Annotated in this window: 11 protein-coding genes; 9 read left to right on the top strand and 2 right to left on the bottom strand. The window is 45.3% G+C overall.

Annotation, left to right across the window (positions count from 1 at the left end):
- Positions 1 to 86: 86 nt before the first annotated feature.
- The 7 genes from ACSQ8O_RS13665 (at position 87) to ACSQ8O_RS13695 (ending at position 13,337) form a co-directional block, all read left to right on the top strand.
- A complete protein-coding gene (locus tag ACSQ8O_RS13665) occupies positions 87 to 3,227 on the top strand; it encodes an alpha-mannosidase (RefSeq protein ID WP_436242105.1) in 3,141 nt (1,046 codons plus the stop codon).
- Between the two features lie 186 nt (positions 3,228 to 3,413).
- On the top strand, positions 3,414 to 4,307 hold the full coding sequence (locus ACSQ8O_RS13670; protein ID WP_436242106.1) for a carbohydrate ABC transporter permease: 894 nt from the start codon (positions 3,414 to 3,416) through the stop codon (positions 4,305 to 4,307).
- Between the two features lie 18 nt (positions 4,308 to 4,325).
- A complete protein-coding gene (locus tag ACSQ8O_RS13675) occupies positions 4,326 to 5,186 on the top strand; it encodes a carbohydrate ABC transporter permease (RefSeq protein WP_436242107.1) in 861 nt (286 codons plus the stop codon).
- A gap of 148 nt (positions 5,187 to 5,334) precedes the next feature.
- Positions 5,335 to 6,741, top strand: coding sequence for an ABC transporter substrate-binding protein (locus tag ACSQ8O_RS13680; RefSeq protein WP_436242108.1), 1,407 nt, complete (start codon positions 5,335 to 5,337; stop codon positions 6,739 to 6,741).
- 93 nt (positions 6,742 to 6,834) lie between these two features.
- Positions 6,835 to 8,586 carry a cache domain-containing sensor histidine kinase gene (locus ACSQ8O_RS13685; protein WP_436242109.1) on the top strand — a complete coding sequence of 584 codons (1,752 nt, stop codon included), beginning with the start codon at positions 6,835 to 6,837 and terminating at the stop codon, positions 8,584 to 8,586.
- Between the two features lie 7 nt (positions 8,587 to 8,593).
- Positions 8,594 to 10,204 carry a response regulator gene (locus tag ACSQ8O_RS13690; RefSeq protein WP_436242110.1) on the top strand — a complete coding sequence of 537 codons (1,611 nt, stop codon included), beginning with the start codon at positions 8,594 to 8,596 and terminating at the stop codon, positions 10,202 to 10,204.
- A gap of 25 nt (positions 10,205 to 10,229) precedes the next feature.
- Complete coding sequence (locus ACSQ8O_RS13695; RefSeq protein WP_436242111.1) at positions 10,230 to 13,337, top strand: glycoside hydrolase family 2 TIM barrel-domain containing protein; 3,108 nt, start codon at positions 10,230 to 10,232, stop codon at positions 13,335 to 13,337.
- Between the two features lie 42 nt (positions 13,338 to 13,379).
- On the opposite strand, the gene ACSQ8O_RS13700 is transcribed toward ACSQ8O_RS13695, so the two are convergent.
- Positions 13,380 to 15,893 (bottom strand): heparinase II/III domain-containing protein, encoded by a 2,514-nt coding sequence (locus ACSQ8O_RS13700; RefSeq protein ID WP_436242112.1) that lies wholly within the window; start codon positions 15,891 to 15,893, stop codon positions 13,380 to 13,382.
- A 361-nt stretch (positions 15,894 to 16,254) separates the two neighbouring features.
- Complete coding sequence (locus ACSQ8O_RS13705; protein ID WP_436242113.1) at positions 16,255 to 16,698, bottom strand: universal stress protein; 444 nt, start codon at positions 16,696 to 16,698, stop codon at positions 16,255 to 16,257.
- A gap of 350 nt (positions 16,699 to 17,048) precedes the next feature.
- Here ACSQ8O_RS13705 and ACSQ8O_RS13710 point away from each other — a divergent pair, with 350 nt between their 5' ends.
- Both ACSQ8O_RS13710 and ACSQ8O_RS13715 read left to right on the top strand, forming a co-directional pair.
- The gene (locus ACSQ8O_RS13710; protein WP_436242114.1) at positions 17,049 to 18,836 is read left to right on the top strand and encodes a cache domain-containing sensor histidine kinase; all 1,788 of its coding nucleotides are present in this window, start codon (positions 17,049 to 17,051) and stop codon (positions 18,834 to 18,836) included.
- A complete protein-coding gene (locus ACSQ8O_RS13715; protein WP_436242115.1) occupies positions 18,829 to 20,334 on the top strand; it encodes a response regulator in 1,506 nt (501 codons plus the stop codon). Before ACSQ8O_RS13710 ends, ACSQ8O_RS13715 begins: the two co-directional genes overlap by 8 nt.
- The last annotated feature ends 53 nt before the right edge of the window (positions 20,335 to 20,387 follow it).

A 20,387-nucleotide genomic window follows, 5' to 3' on the forward strand; every position in this document is an offset into this window, starting at 1 on the left:
CCTGAGAGATAGAATCTTTACATTCTCAGGAAAATGGTTAATTCATATGACGGCAACAACGTCAAAGGATTGAAGGGGGTATCAGGATGTTTTGGACTGTGGATAAGTTGCACGCGCGTATTAATGAACTAGAACCTTTTCGTTATCGTGGTGAAAGGGTTATAGATACTTTTCGAATCAAATTAGATGCCGATGGCGTCATTGGAGCTTATCCATCCGAAGACGGTGAGTGGAATAGCATTCGAATCGGAGACCGTTGGAAAGGCCGCGATGTGTACTATTGGCTAGCTGCGGATTTGTTTATTCCGGATGAGTGGAAAGGAAAGAAGGTACTTGGCCGGTTTAAGCTTGGACAAACTGGTGAGGGGACAAACAGTGGTTTCGAATCGCTACTTTTTTTGAACGGTGAGCCGTTTCAAGGCGTAGATTCGAATCATGAGGAAGTATTTTTCCCCCAAGAAGTTGTGGGTTCCGAGGTGCAGCTTCGCTTCCGCTTGTGGTCTGGATTAGGCGGTTACCAAAGCTCGCGAGTAATGGAAAGCAGGTTGGAATTAGCAGCTTTATGCTGGCTGGATGAAGCTTGCGATGATCTGTATTACACGGGCAAAGCGTTGCTGGAAACGATTCGGATGTTAGATGAACGTCGTCCGGAACGGCACGAACTGCTGACTATGTTGGATCAAGCTTTTCTCTTGCTCGATTGGTCGAGACCAGGGAGCGACGCTTTTTACAACTCCGTGGCGAGGGCTCAGGAACAATTGCAAACGGGACTGTCCTCCATGCCGAAGCTGCATTCCGTTGTCGTTCAATGCATAGGGCACACGCATATCGACGTCGCTTGGCTCTGGCAGTTGAAGCATACGAGGGAAAAAGCAGCGAGATCTTTTTCAACCGTGCTCCGTTTAATGGAACAATACCCGGAGTACATTTTCTTACAAACACAGCCACAGCTGTATGAATATATGAAGTCGGATTATCCGGAAATTTATGAACGCATCAAGGAACGTGTCAAAGAAGGACGTTGGGAAGCTGGAGGTGCGATGTGGCTGGAGGCTGACTGCAACCTCGCATCTGGTGAATCGCTTGTGCGGCAGCTTTTATATGGAACCCGATTTTTCCGCGAGGAATTTGGTGTAGAATGCAAATACTTGTGGTTGCCTGATGTGTTTGGCTATAGCTGGGCACTGCCGCAAATTTTGCGGAAGTCCGGCATTGAATCTTTCATGACGACGAAAATCAGCTGGAATCAATACAATCGCATGCCTCACGACACATTTATGTGGAGGGGGATTGATGGATCGGAAGTACTGACCCATTTCATTACGACACCGGATCCCGGCTCTAGCGAAGGAGCTTTCTACTATACGTACAACGGGAAAGTTACGCCATCTTCGGTGCAAGGCATATGGGACGCCTATCGTGATAAGGCACTCAATTCTTCCTTACTGCTCGCCTACGGGTTCGGCGATGGTGGAGGCGGTGTCAATCGGGAAATGCTGGAGATGAGGCGCCGATTAGATCAAATACCTGGTATTCCCGCGGTGAAGACGGGACGCGCTGATGACTATTTTACCGAGCTACAGCAACAGGTTTCAAATTCAAACTCCTATGTACATACATGGGATGGTGAGTTGTATCTGGAATTACACCGCGGTACCTATACGAGTCAAGCGTATAACAAGCTTATGAATCGTAAGCTAGAGCTGCTATACAGAGAAACGGAATGGCTGCAAGTCATGAGCGGCTTATTGAATGCTAGCGCACATGCAGCGAATGTCGAAAGCTCACGTCTTCTCTATGAAGGCTGGAAAATTATTTTGCGCAACCAGTTCCATGACATTATCCCAGGTTCGTCGATTCGTGAAGTCTACGAGGACAGCAGGGTTGAATACAGTGAGGCGCATGCTATTGGTGATAACGTGTGGAAACAATCCGCATCGTATTTGACAGATGGCAAGCAGGGAAGTGAAATGTTGGTATTTAATAGTTCGCCATGGGAGCAGACGGATATCGTATGCTTGCCCCAAGGGGAGGGCTGGTTGGATGCGCATAATCGTCCGCTGGAGGCTCAACTCGTGGATGGGAAGCAGTGGGTTAAGGTTGAAGAAGTGCCATCAATGGGGTACACGGTGATTCGACAAGCCGGTCGAGCAGATACGTATATGCAAAAGTTGAAGGAGAATCCATTCACGAAGTTGCCTCAGGGGTTAATTACCCCGTTTTACGAAATCGAATGGAATGCCAGTGGTCAGATTGAGCGACTCTATGATCGGACTGAGAAGCGGGAAATTATCGCCGAGGGGCAGACCTGCAACCGATTCGAAGTGTTTGAAGATAAGCCGAAAGGTCGGCATGAGGCGTGGGATATTGACATTTTTTATACCGAGAAAAAACAGGAAGTAACACGTGTGACCCGCATGGAAGTGACGGACACGGGTGCTTTGGCGGCGATCGTCCGCTTTGAGTGGTCTTATATGGACTCTACTGTTGTCCAAGATATGGTGCTCTATACGCATAATCGCAGAATCGATTTCAAGACACAGGTCAATTGGCTTGAGCCGCGTAAACTGTTAAAAGTAGCATTTCCAGTGCGCATTCGGGCGACGGAAGCGACATACGATATTCAATTCGGCAACGTGAAGCGTCCAACGCATTGGAATACCAGCTGGGACTACGCACGGTTTGAGACGGTTGGTCATCAGTGGGCTGATTTGTCTGAACGAGGATATGGCGTTAGCCTTCTGAATGATTGTAAATATGGGTATGACATCAAAGATCATGTGATGAGATTAACGTTGATCAAGTCCGCGATGGTTCCTGACGCTACGGCAGATATTGGTGAGCATCACTTCACGTATTCGCTGCTACCGCATGCTGGAGATTGGTATGACGGTAAAACGATGCAATCCGCATGGTCGCTGAACAATCCACTTACGTATGCGTCTGGAACGCCTGAGAAAGCTGCATTCAGCATGTTCCGTCTATCCTGTGACAATGTCACGATCGATGCGGTTAAAGCAGCAGAGGATCAGGACGCAGTCATTTTGCGCATTCACGAGTTCGCAGGCATAAGCGGACAGTTGGAGATTTCGAGCGATGCCAAGATCGTGTCCTGGCAGGAATGTGATCTCCTCGAACGTCCTGAAGGAGAGCAGCAGCATGTTGATCGAATAAGTGTTCAGATGAAACCTTATGAAATTAGGACATTTATGATCCGTTTCAACTAAACCTACATGCCAACAAGACCCCAAATCACTTTGGGGTCTGTTTGCATTTCGTCCGTATCTCCTCGTGCATCCTCCTATGAGGAATACAGTTGATTTGTCATACGGACACAGTTGAATTACCACTCCCGCCTTGCTGCGCGGTTGTAATATGCTTAATCTACATTAAGTTTAAGGAGAAGATGACAGATGCGCAAAAGGAATTCCCTCTTCAATTCCTATGTTTTTATTTTTCCAAGTCTATTTTTAACTTTGGCGCTAGGCATATATCCGCTAGTTTGGGCGCTTCGCTATATGTTTTACGATTATCAGGGGTATGGCGAAGAGAAATTCATCGGAATTGATAATTTTACAAGATTGTTTAGGGATACGGAGTATTGGCACTCTGTGTACAACACGTTCATTTATGCGGGTGGCAAACTCATTATCGTTCTGCCGCTTTCACTCATCCTTGCTGTTATTCTGAATAAGGGTATAAAAGGAAAAGTATTATTGCGCGCCGTGTATTTCATGCCGACGATTATAAGCACATCCGTTATGGCCATCGTATTTTTCACTATTTTCAATTCGTATAACGGACTTCTCAATCAATTCTTGCTCAAGTATGGCTTAATCTCCAAATCAATCGATTGGCTGGGGCCGGATTATGCCATGATAACCGTGATTATTATGGCGATATGGGGCGCGATCGGTAACTATATGCTCCTATTCATTGCCGGATTGCAAGGGATTCCAGATGATTTATACGAAAGTGCATCCATAGATGGAGCGAATGTCGTACAAAAGTTTTGGTACATTACGATTCCGATGCTCGGCCCTGTCCTGCAGATGATCGTTATGCTCGCTATTATTAACTCCCTTAAAGGGTATGAAAGTATTATGGTCATGACCGAGGGCGGACCTTTCGGCAAAACCGATGTCATGTATCTGTATGTGTACAAGCTGTTTTTCCCAGTCTCGGCAACTTCTCCGACGGTACAGCAGATTGGATACGGTAGCGCTGCTGGTTTCGTAACGGCACTCATAGTCGGGTTAATTACGATTGCATATTTCAGGATGTCCAAACGATTGAATCAGGATTAAAAAGGGAGGGTATACAAGATGACAACTATGAAATCAGGTGGCTTCCTGGGCAACCGAATTATTGGGCATAGTATTAAATGGATATTTTTGATCGCAATCGCCTTTTTTACGATATTCCCCATTATTATGGCGATGTTAGGCTCTGTAAAAACGAATGCAGAGTTGACAGCCGGGGCTACGCTGTTACCTTCTGTCTGGAAGTTCTCGAACTATGCAACGGCTTGGAAGCAGGCTAACTTTGCCCAGTTTACGTGGAACAGCCTCTTTATAAGCATCATCGTGACGATCGGAACGCTGCTCGTTGCTACGATGTCCGCTTATGCGGTGGATAGAACGAAGTTCCCTGGGAAGCGCTTGTATGTTTCTTTACAAGCTAGTACGATGTTTATTTCTATTGGTGCTGTTGTTTTGATGCCGCAGTTTAATCTCATGGTTAAGCTTGGTTTAAATAAATCACTTTGGGGTGTCATCATCATCCTGATTAGCTCGCATGCGGTGATCTATTTTATGCTGATCGGCTTTTTTAAGGCGATTCCAAAGGATCTTGACGAGGCGGCCTATATCGACGGCTGTAATTTCTTTACGGTTTACTGGCGGATTATTCTTCCGTTATTGCGTCCTGCACTAGGGGTTACTGCCTTGTTCACGTTCCGAGGTGCTTGGAATGAATATATTTTGCCATTGGTTTTCACCATGACGAACCCGAAACTACAAACACTGACCGTTGGTCTTGCTAATTTGCGCTACGGTATTGGTGCTGCTGCTGAGGCACATCTCATGATGGCTGGCGCATGCTTGTCATTCCTGCCGATCCTAGTTGTGTATGTCTTGGCGAATAAGTCGTTCATCCAGGTAACGGCAGGAAGCGTAAAAGGATAGCCGTACCCGAACAGACAAAGAGTTAATTTCCCCCACATGGAAAGTTGATTTGTCATTCACGGTTCGTGTTGATATAGGGTTATCATGAAAACAGTTACATGATGCATGTATCCAACTACAGGAAGAGAAAACGGGAGGGTTTAACGACATGAGTAAAAAGATCGTAATGAGCACGCTGCTTGGCGTAACAATGGTAGCTTCACTTGCAGCATGCGGTGGACAAACGGATCAGCCTACGAACAATAGTGCAAGTGCAACTACTTCACCTGCAGCAAGCGGACCGAAGACAAAGCTTACCTATTGGACGATTGATCGTCATGACGCTGATTATATGAAGGAAGTTATCAAGAAGTTCAATGACACGAACAAAGACAACATTGAAGTTGAAATGACAGTTATGGCTGATAACTTTAATCAGTCGGTCGATATTGCTTTTGCAAGCAAACAAGCACCTGACATCTTTCGGACTAACGATTTCCCTGGCTTTGTGAAGAAAGGTTATCTATTGCCGCTGAACGATATGATGACAGACGATATGAAGAAACGATATAATAATTTACTAATTGAAGATAGCAATATGGTGGATGGGAAAATCTATTCCCTTCCGAACACAGGGCAATATTGGAGATTAATCTATAACGTAGATCTGTTCAAAAAGGCCGGAATCACAGAACCGCCAAGAACGATTCAGGAAATGGTTGAAGATGCCAAGAAAATTACCGAAGCCGGCAAAGATATTGGAGCTTACGGTTTTGCCGAAAACTTCAAAAATCCAAGCTCTGCCTTCTCACGGATTGCCAACCCTATTGGATCGTTCAGCGGAACGTCCGTGTTAGATGGCTATAATTATAAAACGGGTCAGTATGATTTTGCTGCTTATAAGCCTATTATAGAAGGGCTTCGACAAATGAAGCAGGACGGCAGCATGCTGCCTGGTGTTGAATCTCTCGACATTGATCCACTTCGTGCACAATTCGCTGCTGGAAAAATCGGCATGTACTTTAACCACTCCGGTGAACCTGCCGTGTACCAAAGCCAATTCCCGACAAAAGTGAACTGGACCGCAGCACTGCCGCCAACGATTGACGGGAAACAAACAGGAACTGTAGCTGTTGCGAATACGGGTAACTATATTGGAATCAACAAAGATACACCGAACAAAGATAAAGCATGGAAATTCTTAGAATATATCTACAATCTGGACTTCCAGAAGGAATATTACGAAAAAGGCTTTGGGATCTCGATTGTACCGGATGTGAATGCCTCTGCGAAAAAGCCAACTATGCCAGGTATTGAAGGTTTCTTACCTACGAAGTTCGACGCTTTGTATGCAACGACTCCGACTGGCGTGGCAGAAACAAAGGTTGAAGGAATGAAAACAGGGAATGTCATTATTAAATATATGCTCGAAGGCGGAGATGTGGACAAACTTTTGAATGATTTGACCACTCGCTATAATACGGCATTAGAGAAAGCGCGTGCCGCGGGAGAAACGAAGTTGAAGGCGGATCCGAATTTTGATCCGGGTAAACTGCAGGGCAGCCTTGCCAAATAGGGTTGCATCTAAATGGATACAATAGGTAAGGGGCGCGCGGCTTAAATGCAGCGCGTCTCTTCCTTATTATTGCGCGGAGAAGGAGGAGTCACCTTGAAGCAATGGTTTTATCGGCTATCGCTCCGCCGGAGGTTATGGATCTCGGTTTTGATGCTGACCGTTGTCTCCATTGCATTGACGGGCATCATGTCCTATTGGATTGCTTTTCGATCCACCGAAAGTGAAGCGTTCATTTCCAGCCAAAATACGTTAAATAAATCTGCGCGTGTGCTTGATGAAAAGTTCAGGCACATCATTATCTCGACCTCCTCGATGATGCTGAGTGATCCATTCAAGAACGCCATGGAGGATGTCTTTGCGAATAATTCGGCCTCTTATTATACACGGTTATCCTCTTTGCAAACGCCACTAGCGCAAATGAAACTCATTGAGCCCTCGATTCAATCTGTTTTGATCTACACGCCTGTTGGCGAAATGTATGCGACGAATGATCTTCGTAACGGACAGATTCGTTTCAAGGATACGATATTTTCCGAGTATCTGAACACAACAGAACGTGTCGTATGGCTGAAAGATCACGAGGATCCGCTTTTTTTAGGAAAGGCGCGAGTTATTTCGTTGATCATGAAGCCTGTCACCGAAGCGGATGTTCGTGATGTCTATGTTGTCGTTAATGTGAAGGAAGATGCCATTAGCAGTGTTGTTACGGATGGTCTGTTGGATCAGTCTACAAACTATTATCTCATATCAAGCAACGGCGAATCGGTACTTCCGTTAAGCAGCCAGACGCCTCCCTTTCAAAGTGACTCTTCCTTTTTAGAGCAGTTGCAGAATCAAGATCGTGGGTTTTTCAAACATGACATCGAAGGTAAGAAGTATTTAGTCAATTATTCGAGGCTCACGATGGCGGACAACTGGATGATGGTCAGCGTACAAACGCAGTCGGATTTGCTTCATCAGGTGAATCGTATCAAAACAATTACACTCTGGATTATGCTGTGCTGCGCCGTTTTGGCATTCGTGCTATCCAATGTCATATCGAGCTTTCTGTTGAAGCCTTTGCACAAACTTCAAGGGTTAATGAAAAAAGTGGAACAAAATCATCTTGATGTACGATTCACCAGTAAATATGAAGATGAGGTGACACAGGTCGGGTTGAAGTTTAACCGAATGCTGGAGGAAATTTCTTCACTCATTGAGGATGTCAAAGAAGCCGAGTACGAAAAGCGCAAGATGGAGGTAAAAGCCCTTCAAGCGCAGATTGATCCGCATTTTTTGTATAACACACTGAACACGATCATTTGGAAGTCGGAAACGTCTCAAAACAGAGATGTCACAGAGATGATTACGTCACTGTCTCTCTTGTTCCAGTTTGGTCTAAATGGCGGAAACGATATGACAACCTTAGCCAAAGAGATTGATCACGTAAGGCAATATTTAATCCTGCAGCAGAAATGCTATGAAGATTTGTTTGAATATTCGATTGAGTTAGAGGATGAGTCCTTGCTAGATATTCCCGTTTTGAAAATTATTTTACAGCCCTTAGTAGAAAACTCCATCTTGCATGGGTTTCAGAGTATGGATGGTAAGGGGAAAATTCAGATATCCATTTCAAGTTCCGAAGATAATCTGATCCTTCAAGTGGAGGATAACGGCGAAGGCATGGATGTCGCAACCGTTGACATTGATATGCGGAGAGAGCAATCCCCACAAAAAAGCTACGCGCTTCGCAATGTGTATGGACGACTGCGGCTTTACTATGGCCATGAAGCAGATATTAGTCTGAGCAGCGAGCCTTATGTCTCCACCACGGTGAAACTAACTATCCCATTGACAGGCGAGTGATCAAGCAATGACGACTGAACTTAGAATGTGTGTAATCGACGATATCAAAACCGTTGTGCAAGGCATCGCCAACCAAATAGATTGGGCGTCATACGGTATTGGCATCGCAGGGACAGCTAGCAATGGTGAGCAGGGTATTGAGCTTATCAAACAAATGGAGCCACATATTGTTCTGACCGATATCCGAATGCCCAAAATAGACGGCTTGGAGATGACGAGACAGATTCTGGCATGGTTTCCACGAACGAAAATCGTCTTTCTAAGCGGCTATACAGATTTTGAGTACGCCCAAGAGGCGCTTCGATTAGGTGCGTTCGATTATATTGTAAAACCGTATACCCCGCAAAAAATTATCGACGTCGTTTTAAAGGCTAAGCAATCGATTGAAGAGGAGATTCATGAAACTCAGCGCTACCGTGAGATGGAAAGAAAGCTTCGGGAAAGCTTGCCATTTCTGAGACAGGAATATTTTCAGCTGCTGCTCCAATTCCGAACGACCCCTGAACAAGCGCAAAAACGTTGGGATTTTTTAAATATTGGACTTGAGCGTGAGCGTTTTGTTGTTATGCTGACAGAAATCGATCAATTCACGGAGCAAACCGATACACTGCCTGTTCAGGAGGTAGAACTCATCCGGTTTACCGTTCACAATATTTTGGAGGAAAGTTTGAGGGAGCATACCAAAGGTTTTGTTTTCCGAGATCATACGAATCGCTATGTAGCGATATTCAATCCTTCGGATTCTTTCCATGCAGAAGCCATTGCGGAGAAATGCCGCGAGAATGTCAATAAATATTCCCGATATACCATATCCATTGGGCTGGGGGAAGAAGTGCAGGAGATTCATCAGATCTCATACTCCTATTCCCAGGCGTTCGCTGCCATCTCCTATAATTTTTATACGGGTGGAAATACCGTTTATAATTACCGAGATTTGAGCCCAGTTCATCAAACCTTACCTCGCTACTCCCCCGAGAAGGAGAAGGAGCTTTTTTACTGCTTACGGTCGGGGAACTTGCCGAAAGCGTGCAGCATTGTGGATGAACTGTTTGAGGAAACCGTCCACGCCTCAACCCCTCCAGCTCCGGAAGTAGTCAAAGGAATGTGTGATGAGTTGGCCTTTCTTATCAACCGCGTCTTCTCTGAAAAACTAACGCGTGACGAGATGGAAGGAATTGAACGCTACCAGTATCACATTAAAAATCTATCATCGTATAAATTGAAGGAACTGCAAGAGAACATTAAGGAATTGTGCAGGTTGGGTTGTGAGTTCATTCAGAAACGCCATGTTGAAGATGTGAACCAAGTTGTCGAGCAAGTCATTGCTCATATACGTCAAAATGTATCGTCAAATATGACGGTCAATGATTATGCCAAACTGGTTTATTTGAGCGGCAGTTATTTTGCCAATCTGTTCAAGAAGGTTACAGGGATGACCGTCACCCAATTTGTAACGACAGAGCGGATGGAGCAGACGAAGGCGATGCTGCTTGAAGGAAAGCAGGTTCAAGAGATCGCTCAGGCTCTGGGATACGAAGACAGGCGGCATTTCAGTGAATTGTTTAAGAAACATACAGGAATGACACCATCTGATTTTAAACAGCTGTACACACGGTGAAAATTTAGCAAATGAGGTGCGCGATATGCGTCAAAAATATGCCTATACACATCCGAAGAATGGTTACCCCGAGTGGAATAATAATCCAGAAATTTTCCAATTAAACCGAATGAAAGCTCATGCGACTTTAATGCCATTTGCATCGGTAGATGAAGCGCTCAAAGGCGACAGAAGCGCATCTCCATACACAGTTTCACTGAATGGCATGTGGAAATTCAGCTTTGCTGAGACTCCGAATAAGCGGAGTACGAACTTCTACGAAATGGGTTACGATACCACCGGCTGGGACTCTATTCAAGTTCCGTCGCATTGGCAGCTTCAAGGCTACGATTACCCGCAGTACACGAATGTTAGATATCCGTGGGAAGGCAAGGAGGATATCAAGCCCCCTTTTGCGCCGACAATGTACAATCCCGTTGGCTCCTACGTGCGAACATTCACGGTGCCCCAAAATTGGAAGGACCTCCCTGTTTATATTAGTTTCCAAGGTGTGGAATCAGCTTTTTACGTCTGGGTGAATGGCGATCTGGTCGGATACAGTGAAGACTCGTTTACGCCTGCGGAATTTGACTTGACTCCTTACTTGCAAGATGGAGAAAACAAACTTGCCGTTGAGGTCTATCGCTGGTGCGATGCCAGTTGGTTGGAGGACCAGGATTTCTGGCGGATGAGCGGGATCTTCCGCGATGTCTATTTATACAGCACGCCGAAAGCTCATATTTACGATTTCAGTGTTGTCGCGGATTTGGATGATGAGTACAAACATGGCCATTTGCAAATAAAGGCAATGGTGACGAATGCATTCGGTGAGCAGCTAGGTAGGCACACGCTAGAAGCCAACTTGTACGATAAGAATGGAAATCTTGTACAAGGATCATTGTTCGCTGACGTAGAGCTAAACGGTGAGAATGAGCACGAGCTGCAGCTTCACACTAAGCTAGAGAACCCAATGAAGTGGACGGCTGAGACGCCGAATTTATATCGTTTGGTTTTATCGCTGAAAGATTCTTCCGAGAATTTGATTGAAGTGGTGAGCTGCCGCATCGGGTTCCGAAGGTTCGAATTGATGGACGGGCTGATGAAGATTAATGGCAAACGCATCTTGTTCAAGGGTGTGAATCGTCACGAGTTTAACTGCGATACGGGCCGTACCATTCAATATGAGGATATGGTTCGCGATATTCAACTGATGAAAGCTTATAACATTAATGCAGTCCGCACTTCGCATTATCCGAACCATCCGCTTTGGTATGATTTGTGTGATGAGTATGGTTTGTATGTCATTGACGAAACGAATCTTGAAACGCACGGCAGTTGGTCTAATTTCCAAGAGGAGGAAGGATGGACAGTCCCTGCGAGTAAACCGGAATGGACTGCAAATGTATTAGACCGTGCTAATTCCATGCTGCAGCGGGATAAAAATCATCCGTCTATCATCATTTGGTCACTAGGAAATGAATCGTGGGGCGGAGACAATTTTGTTAAAATGCATGACTTTTTCCGATCCAATGATCCGACTCGGCTCGTTCATTATGAAGGTGTGACACGCTGCCGTAAATCTGATGCAGCTTCTGATATGGAGAGTCAAATGTATACACTGCCGCACAAAGTCGAAGAGTATGCACGTTCTAATCCCAAGAAGCCTTTTATTTTGTGTGAATACAGCCATGCGATGGGGAATTCCAATGGGAATCTCTTTAAATATTGTGAGTTGTTTGACAAGTATCCCATTCTTCAAGGTGGATTTATCTGGGACTGGATCGACCAAGCGATCCGCACCAAAACCTCTGATGGTACCTCGTATCTGGCCTACGGCGGGGATTTCGGTGATACACCCAACGATGGTACTTTTTGCGGGAATGGTCTCATTTTCGCAGATCGCAGTGTAACTCCCAAGTTATATGAAGTGAAAAAATGTTACCAGAATGTGAAGTTCGAGGAAGTAGATCTGCAGCAAGGCCATATCCGTGTAACCAACAACTATTTATTTACGAACTTATTCGTTTATGATCTTAAGTGGGAATTGGCTAAGAACGGCATGTTAATTGAGGAAGGGAACGCTTCATTTGCTTTGGAAGCGGGGGCTACAGAAGTCATTATACTACCTTATCACCTGCCTGCTTCCATACGCAATGGAGAGGAGTGCATATTGACTGTTCGACTGGTAGAGATGATAGACAGGTTGTGGGCGCCTGCCGGTCATGAAGTGGCGTTTGAACAGTTCTTGCTGCCAGTTGAGACGCATGCAGTGCAAGCCCTAGATACTATGCCATTGCATACGGAAGAGTCGGATATGTCATTTACAGCGTTCAATTCAGATTTTAGTGTAACTTTCAGCAAGCAGACAGGTGATTTAACCTCCTATGTATATAAAGAAGTCGAGCTCATGAAAGAAGCACCGAGGCCTAACTTCTGGCGTGCTAGTATCGATAACGATAAAGGAAACAAGCTGCCAGAACGCAGTGCGACTTGGAGGGAAGCCGCTCAAGAGCGTAAGCTGCATGCTATGCATGTTCATTCTTATGGGGATAAGCTAGAAATTACAGTAGCGTATATCTTACCAACGACAAGTAGTTCGATCTGCAACTTATTATATGTCGTGGCAGGGGATGGCGGGATTCAGATTCGAGAGGAACTGCTGCCAGGCCATAATCTTCCGGAAATTCCGGAGATCGGCATGATGTTCCAGCTGGATGCCAGCTTCGAGAACCTGAAGTGGTACGGCAAGGGCCCGCATGAAAATCATTGGGACCGTGCGGAAAGTGCAAGGTTGGGTATTTATCAGGGGAAGGTAGTAGACCAATATGTGCCGTATCTGCGCCCTCAGGAATGTGGAAACAAAACGGAGGTTCGATGGGCAGAACTGACCCGTGCCGATGGTATTGGATTACGGATTGAAGGTGCTCGGGCCGTGGAGTTGAACGCGCTGCCGTATACGCCGTTCGAACTAGAAGCGCACGATCATATGTATAAACTGCCTCCTAGCGACAAAGTCGCGCTGCGAGTGAACTACCGGCAGATGGGGGTCGGCGGCGACGATAGTTGGATGTCGAAGACGCATCCCGAATTTACGCTTTATGCAAACCGTAGTTACGCATACAGCTTTACGTTTAAAGGTATTATTCATAACTAACAAACAAGGTCAGTCGATGAAATATCGATTGACCTTGTTTGTTTAAATAGCAATAAAAATAGCAAGCCTGCCGCCGTTCAACTGAATGTGGCATTGACCGTTGGCATCTGGCTTACAAGATGTTTTGTCTAAAAGGTTCAAAAGTGGCCTATCTGCCTGGAATGCGAAAGTTTTTAAGTGGTCAGCGCGGTTCACCAGCAAGAGGAACAAAGTTTGTTCATCTCGGAGTACTCTGTACATCCGAAGTTCAGGAGAATCGGGATCTACTGGTAAAATGCGAACGGTAAGCCCAGATGATTCCCCGGACTTCGGAAAGAGCAGGGTCAGATAATCGCTGCCGCAATCACCAGTAATTCGAAGGTGTTCTTGTGCAGCTAATGGATAAGCTCCAGATACAGCCCCATGAGACGTTGATGCGGAGATCTTGCCTGGCTCCAAGAACGTAACTTCCAGTTTCATCTCATTTAAGCAATGTGCCGTGATCCGGTTCTTCTCAATATCTGAGGAGGAGCTTAATGTATGCAGATTCCAGACGCTTTTCCGCTGACTCCGGATATGATCCCAAACCACATAAACGTCAGCGCCAGCCTTCACATAGGCAAAGTGGCGATGATAAGCATCGGCATGGACATCTGGAATGCAACTTCGGACATAATCCATTTGGTCCGAGAAGTAAACTTCCTCGCAGATGCTCTTTAGCGGGCCATTCTGTACAATACCTGCCTCGTCCATAAATTGAACTACGTTATGCGCATGTCCGTTCACGTACCAGTGTCGGTCTCCGTTATAGTACCCACCCGTTCCAGGGTCCAGGGTCAGCGGGGTAGCATTTGCCCATATGGAGAAATGACCTTCGTCGTGGTGGGCATGATAGGTTAGCGGTGAAGATTCGAATATGGCGTAGTTTTCCTGTCCCCATTGACCGAAATGCTGCCGGAAGATGACATACCCAATGCCAGCAAAGTAAACGGAAGTCAGTTCTGGAGCTTCCCGTGGAAGCTCCAGCTGTGGGTAGAGAAGGGCGAGCAGCGTACAGGGACTAGCCCCTGTATCACGTACCACGCCGCCACCGTGCTTCCAGGCCCACATCATTTCCCTGCTTAGCTGGGGATCTAATTTCACATAGAAAGGTGCAGCATAGGCGAACATACGGAACCAATTATCGTCAACCGTTGAGTCACCAACAGCGGGAGACAGCAGTTTGGGCTCCGAGTCGGGTCCACCCTGAACGGAATCCTTCGGAGTCACTGTCCCAATCAAGAACCGATACATCATCTTTACCTTGTCGCGGGACCAGTAGTCTATCCCCCGAAGTCGCTGCAGCAGCGTGAAGAACAGAAAGTATCGATGCAGCACAGCACCATGGTAACGGATATTTTCAGGCCACGCGCCATCCTTATCAACGACATGCTCGAGCTGCCAATCCACGACAGCGCAGGCATGCTCTAGATATTCTTCGGCAAGTGTTTCTTCGGGGAAGATCAGTGCGTAGATCCCGAGGCCGGTGGCACGGTCCGCATTCCAGTTGCTGCGTTTGCCTCCCTTTTCATCCGGAAACTGTTCCAAATCGAAACGGTAATAGGCGGTGTCCATCATCATTGCTGCTATATAGCGGAAGTGAGACTGGATGGCTGCATCCTCCTCTGGAAGAATAACTCCGGAGTCCGCAATCTGGTCGTAAATGACCGATGTCACAGCCATGCCTCGTCCAATATGGACGGCCCCGTATGTATCATCCACATGCCAGCCAGTTGCCCTGAAAATATCCATGCCTTGGCACATATCTGGCAACATGTACAAGATCTTCCGTTTGGCTCGCTCCGCGTATACCGCATCCCCCGTCACCATGTAGGCGTCCGCATCTGCTCCAGCAGTCTCCAGCAGTGTAGCCCAAGTGGTCGGCGTTTTACGGTTAAAGGGGCACGAAGAATATACCTCATCCATGGGCTGCCCAGCAGCTCCCAAGAACCTGATTTCGACGTATACGCCGTCCTCCGATAAGAGTTCATCCAGTCGAAGGGTCGTCTGAATGCTGTAATGCTCTTGGGCATATACCGGAATCGTATTTGTCATTGCCAAAAGCACCTGGTCGTCATCCGACATGTTCTTCACGTACAAACACTGCCCCAGCCTGGGGTCATCGGATGGTTCAAGGGAAACCGAGCTGGAAGAGGAGTGCGACGTAGTCTCCCACTCCGTTAACCCCTGATCAAAGCTGCCGTTTACGATCGGGATAGGCAATCCTCTTTCCGAATGGGTAAGCTTCACTTGTCTGATCCACACCTCGCCCTTTCCTCGGATATGAAAAGTTACCTTCATATGTGCAGCGTTCTCCGGTGTTTGGAACACAAAGGGATTCGTTCGGAAAGCGTTCATTCGTTGAATAGGCAAAGACAATTCCACTTCGGCAAAGGCATCGGACAACATCAACTGTCGCTTATATTCCTCCAGCAGCTCAGGCTGCATGGAAATCCGGGTACGAATGCCCTCCAGCTGCTCCGCATCATAGCAGGCAAAAGGACGTATGGTCGTCCCTTTCTTTGAGTGGTTTTTCATCTCATGTACCTCCCGATCATGATTTATATAGTTCACTTCTACTAATATAGCATCAGGTTTGATCAAGAGAGAGGGACAATCCACGTAAGGAAGTGGGGGAAATCAACTGAAAACTTACGGCAAGTAGTTAGATTGTTTTTTGCATTAACTAAGGCGAGCAAGTTCATTGATTTCAAAAAAATCTTCCTTTCTTCGTAACTAATTTTCATCGATATATGCATAGATTTGCAAAGAAAAAGCCTGATTGCTCAGGCTTACTGCAAGGTAGTACGGTCATCTGGTCGATCAACCGAACCGTATATGATGAATTCTTTATTATATTTAAAGCCCATATCATGGCACGCTAGAGTTGCATAAATCATTATTTAACAATTAAGACGGGGATATGAGCTTGCTGAACGACATTGTGGCTTACACTTCCAAGAAAGAATTCTTTGATACCACTAAGTCCTCTGCTGCCCATAACAATCAAATCAGTGCCACTTTCTTCTGCGTATTCCAGAATGGTTGTTACGGGGATTCCTTGCTTGATAATAATTTCGACATGTTCTAATGGGTAGCTCAGTTCTTTTATTTCATCAATAATTGGCTGAAGGTTCTCGGAGTAATTGGAACTAGTACCCACTGGAATAGTAACAAATGCTTCACCAATATTGACAGGTGGATGATACAAGACGTGGATAACTTCTAATCTAGTCGGCCTCGTGATTGTTGAAATTTCTTGGGCCAATGAGACAGCTTTTTCAAGCGCTTTCTTAGATAACTTTGAACCGTCATACGCCACAAGAATTTTACCGAATAACATGATAACCACCCCGTTTAGTGTTTATTAGTTACATATCTATTATAACACAATCAGTACGAAATGACAGAATTTTCAGACAATTAACAAGTGAAATTTGTCGAAATACTTCGAAAGATGCAAACAAAACGAATAGAAGGGCTAACTGTCATATGATAGTTAGCTATTTCTATTTTCCTAGGCAATTGGAAATCAAGATGTCTCTGGGAAGGCACCAGGCTCTTTCCCAAAAAAAACGGACACTCACCCAAAAAATAAGCACATTATGTAATTAGGGGTGATCTAGTTATAATACCTGTATAGCTTTCAGGTTATCTCAAGATAAATATCACAAGGGATGGGGGATGCACAATATGAAAAACAGATTGCGGTATCTCGTATCGAAATTCCGTTTACAACGGCTTCGTAGTCGGTTTCTCGTTGCAATGATCGTTATCTCTTTGCCTCCAATTATGATTGTAGGATATATGTCTTTCGATATTGCCAAGAACACACTGATGGAAACGAATGCGCAAACCTATGAAAATCATTTAGAAACGTCAAGTGAAGTGGCGGATTTATTATTTCGCAGCATTATTAATATGAATCGTTCTATCGTGGTGAACAATGAGGTGCGGGAGGTTTTGTCAAGCAGTAACTTGGCTCAGAGCAATGAACCTAAATCTGCGGATGCAACGGAATCCACCAGTGAATGGACCTCCAATAAGCTGCAAAAAGCGATTAATAACAATCAATTTGATACCAAATTTGTAAACTCCATCTGTGTATTTAATTTGGAATTCAAGACATTCTGTGCTGGACGCTCTGATGATGCAGGGGTTTATGAACAGCCAGACAAAATCAAGCTCATCCGGCAAACCGATTGGTATCAAAGTGCTTTACAAGATCAGGGTAAAGTTGTTTTTCTTGGCTATGATGTACTCGATCATTCGAAGAATTCATTTTCCACAGTCAAATTATTTCGCGATGCATCAAGTCCAAACGGACAAACGATGGGTCTATTAGTTGTGAATATATCAACGGATATTTTCACCAATATTTTCAATGAAAACAGCAATGCCGGTGGTTTCATGGCGCTGGATAATACTCCTGAAAGAAGTAAAGTCGTGTTTAATAACGGTCTAACCGACAATGCCGAACTCAAAGAAGGAGACAATGAATCTCTTATTCTCCAATTGGAGCAAAGGGGGTATCTCATTAGCCAATACCAGAACCAAACGACCGATTGGACATTTATTCATCTGATTAAAGTGAATGAACTGCTTAAGCAATCGAATCAAATTAGGACAATAACAACACTCATTGCTGTTTCTATGGGGGTTATTGCGCTATTGTATTCCATTTTTATATCCGGCAGTATTACTCGTCCGCTTCTACAGATCAAAAAAATGATGGTAGATTGGACGAAAGGAGCTCGAGAATTCGAAGAGACGTTCGAACAGGACGAGGTAGGGACGATTGGGGAAACTTTTAAACGCGTTGTCTCTGAAAATAAAGAATTAAATGAGCGGCTGATTCATTCCCAGTTAAAGGAGCGAGAGGCGGAGCTTCGGGCGCTGCAGGCGCAAATTAAGCCGCATTTTTTATATAACACGTTAGATTCGATCTATTGGATGGCGACTTTGCAAAAGAATCATGATGTCGCTCAGATGGCGATTTCCTTATCGGAAAGTTTTAAATTGAGCCTGAACAAAGGGAAAGATACCATTTCCGTTTATAAGGAATTAAAGCATATTGAGCATTACATGACGATCCAGAATATTCGCTATCATAATCGCTTTCAATATATAGAAGAAGTAGAGCCTGCCATAATGGGTATGGAGATTATGAAGCTGCTGCTTCAACCTCTTGTTGAAAATGCCATTTATCATGGCTTAGAACCTAAGGTAGGAGAAGGTACGGTTCGGCTTACCGGAAAAAGAGATGATGGATATCTTGTTTTTACTGTGGAAGATAACGGCGTAGGAATAGCTGATTTAAATGCGACGGAACAAGGATATGGTTTGAAAAATGTACGTGAACGATTGACCTTGTGCTACGGAACGACCAGTTCATTAACGATTTCGAGTGTAGTCAATCAAGGCACTCAGATCCAAATTCGCTTTCAACTATTCGGTGAAAAGAGGGATACAGATGCTTAAGGCCGCAGTGTTTGATGATGAATATATTGTGCTTCAAGGCCTTCGTGAAATGATAGATTGGTCAAGCTTTGGAATCGAACTCATTGGCACGGCTGACAATGGATTGTCTGCATTCGAAGTATTTCGCGAGCATCGGCCCAAGCTTATTTTTACTGATATTCGGATGCCAGGAATGGATGGACTCCAGCTGATTGAAGAAATTATGCAGGAAGCACCGGAGACGCTCTGTATTGTGTTTAGCGGGTTTAATGAATTTGAATATGTGAAAAGAGCTATCAATCTCGGGGTTGCTGATTATTTGGAGAAGCCAATTACAATTCCAATGATTGAGAAAGCGATTCGCAAGGTTATGGACAAGATCAGCCAGGAGCAAGAAGTGCTGGATCTTAAAACAAAAATAAGCAGCAGTCATCGCGAGCTTTTGGAGAAGGCGACATTCGATTTACTATTTATCGGCGAAGAAGCGGAAGTGAAATGGCGAGACATTTATGGTGCAGGGGCGGGACCCCTCGTTGGAGTGACCGTTCTAGCGACGGAGTCAGATCGCCTGCAGATTCCTGAGCATACGGCCTGTACGGTGATTCCGCTGCGCCATGGCCAAGAGAGATTACTTGTATGCGTGCATGCCCAACAGCCAACCCCTGAGTTCTGGGAGCAGCTACAATTGGAGTCCGAGCAAGCTGACGTCTCTGTTGGGAGCGGTCGGACTTATGCAGAGCTGAAAGATGCCGCACATAGCTTTAAAGAAGCGCTTCGTGCGCTGCGATCCGCTCATTTTCTGGGGGAGAAAGGGATTGTGCGTTTCGAAGATTTAGGTGATTTGATTACGCGTCCTGAGGGCTTAAGCGAACGAGAGGAAGCCATTATTCTGAGTTTGCGTTCTGGTAATAAGGCAGGCATGCTTGAGCAGATTGATCGTTTCATTGCATGGATACAAATGGAAAAATTGGATAGCGAAGTAGCAGAGCATGAGATGCTTAAGCTGCTTTATTTGGCTCTCGAAGAAGCGAGAAAGTCAGCTGGGGACAAAGCCAGTCACATTCCTGAAGATTACCGTCCGCATGTGGAATTTCGGGAAATGGCCGCAAGAGGGAAAATGACGGAATGGTTTCGCAGTCAACTTGAAATGATTGTTGGAAGTACGATCGATGCTCGTGAACATTCAAGACATGCCTCCGTCACACGTGCTCGTAATTATATGGAGCAAAACTATACGCGAGATGTCACGCTCCAAGAGGTAGCAGAGCATGTTGGCATGAATCCCACCTATTTCAGCGTGTTATTTAAGGAGGAAGTTGGTGAGTCGTATATTAAATATGTGACGCGGATTCGTATGGAGCTTGCCAAGACGCTGCTTAGCCGCGGTTTGAAAGTAAGTGATGTGAGTGAGAAAGTTGGGTACCATACGTATAGACACTTCTCTGAAGTATTTAAAAAATACACGGGTTATACACCTGGACAATATAAAGAGCAGTTAACCAACCCCTCGGGAATCTGAAAAATACGGACATCAATCAGAAGAATGACGCACTGCCTGGGGTTAGGAAAAGC

Source organism: Paenibacillus sp. LjRoot56, from assembly GCF_964253335.1.
GTDB lineage: Bacteria > Bacillota > Bacilli > Paenibacillales > NBRC-103111 > Paenibacillus_E > Paenibacillus_E allorhizoplanae.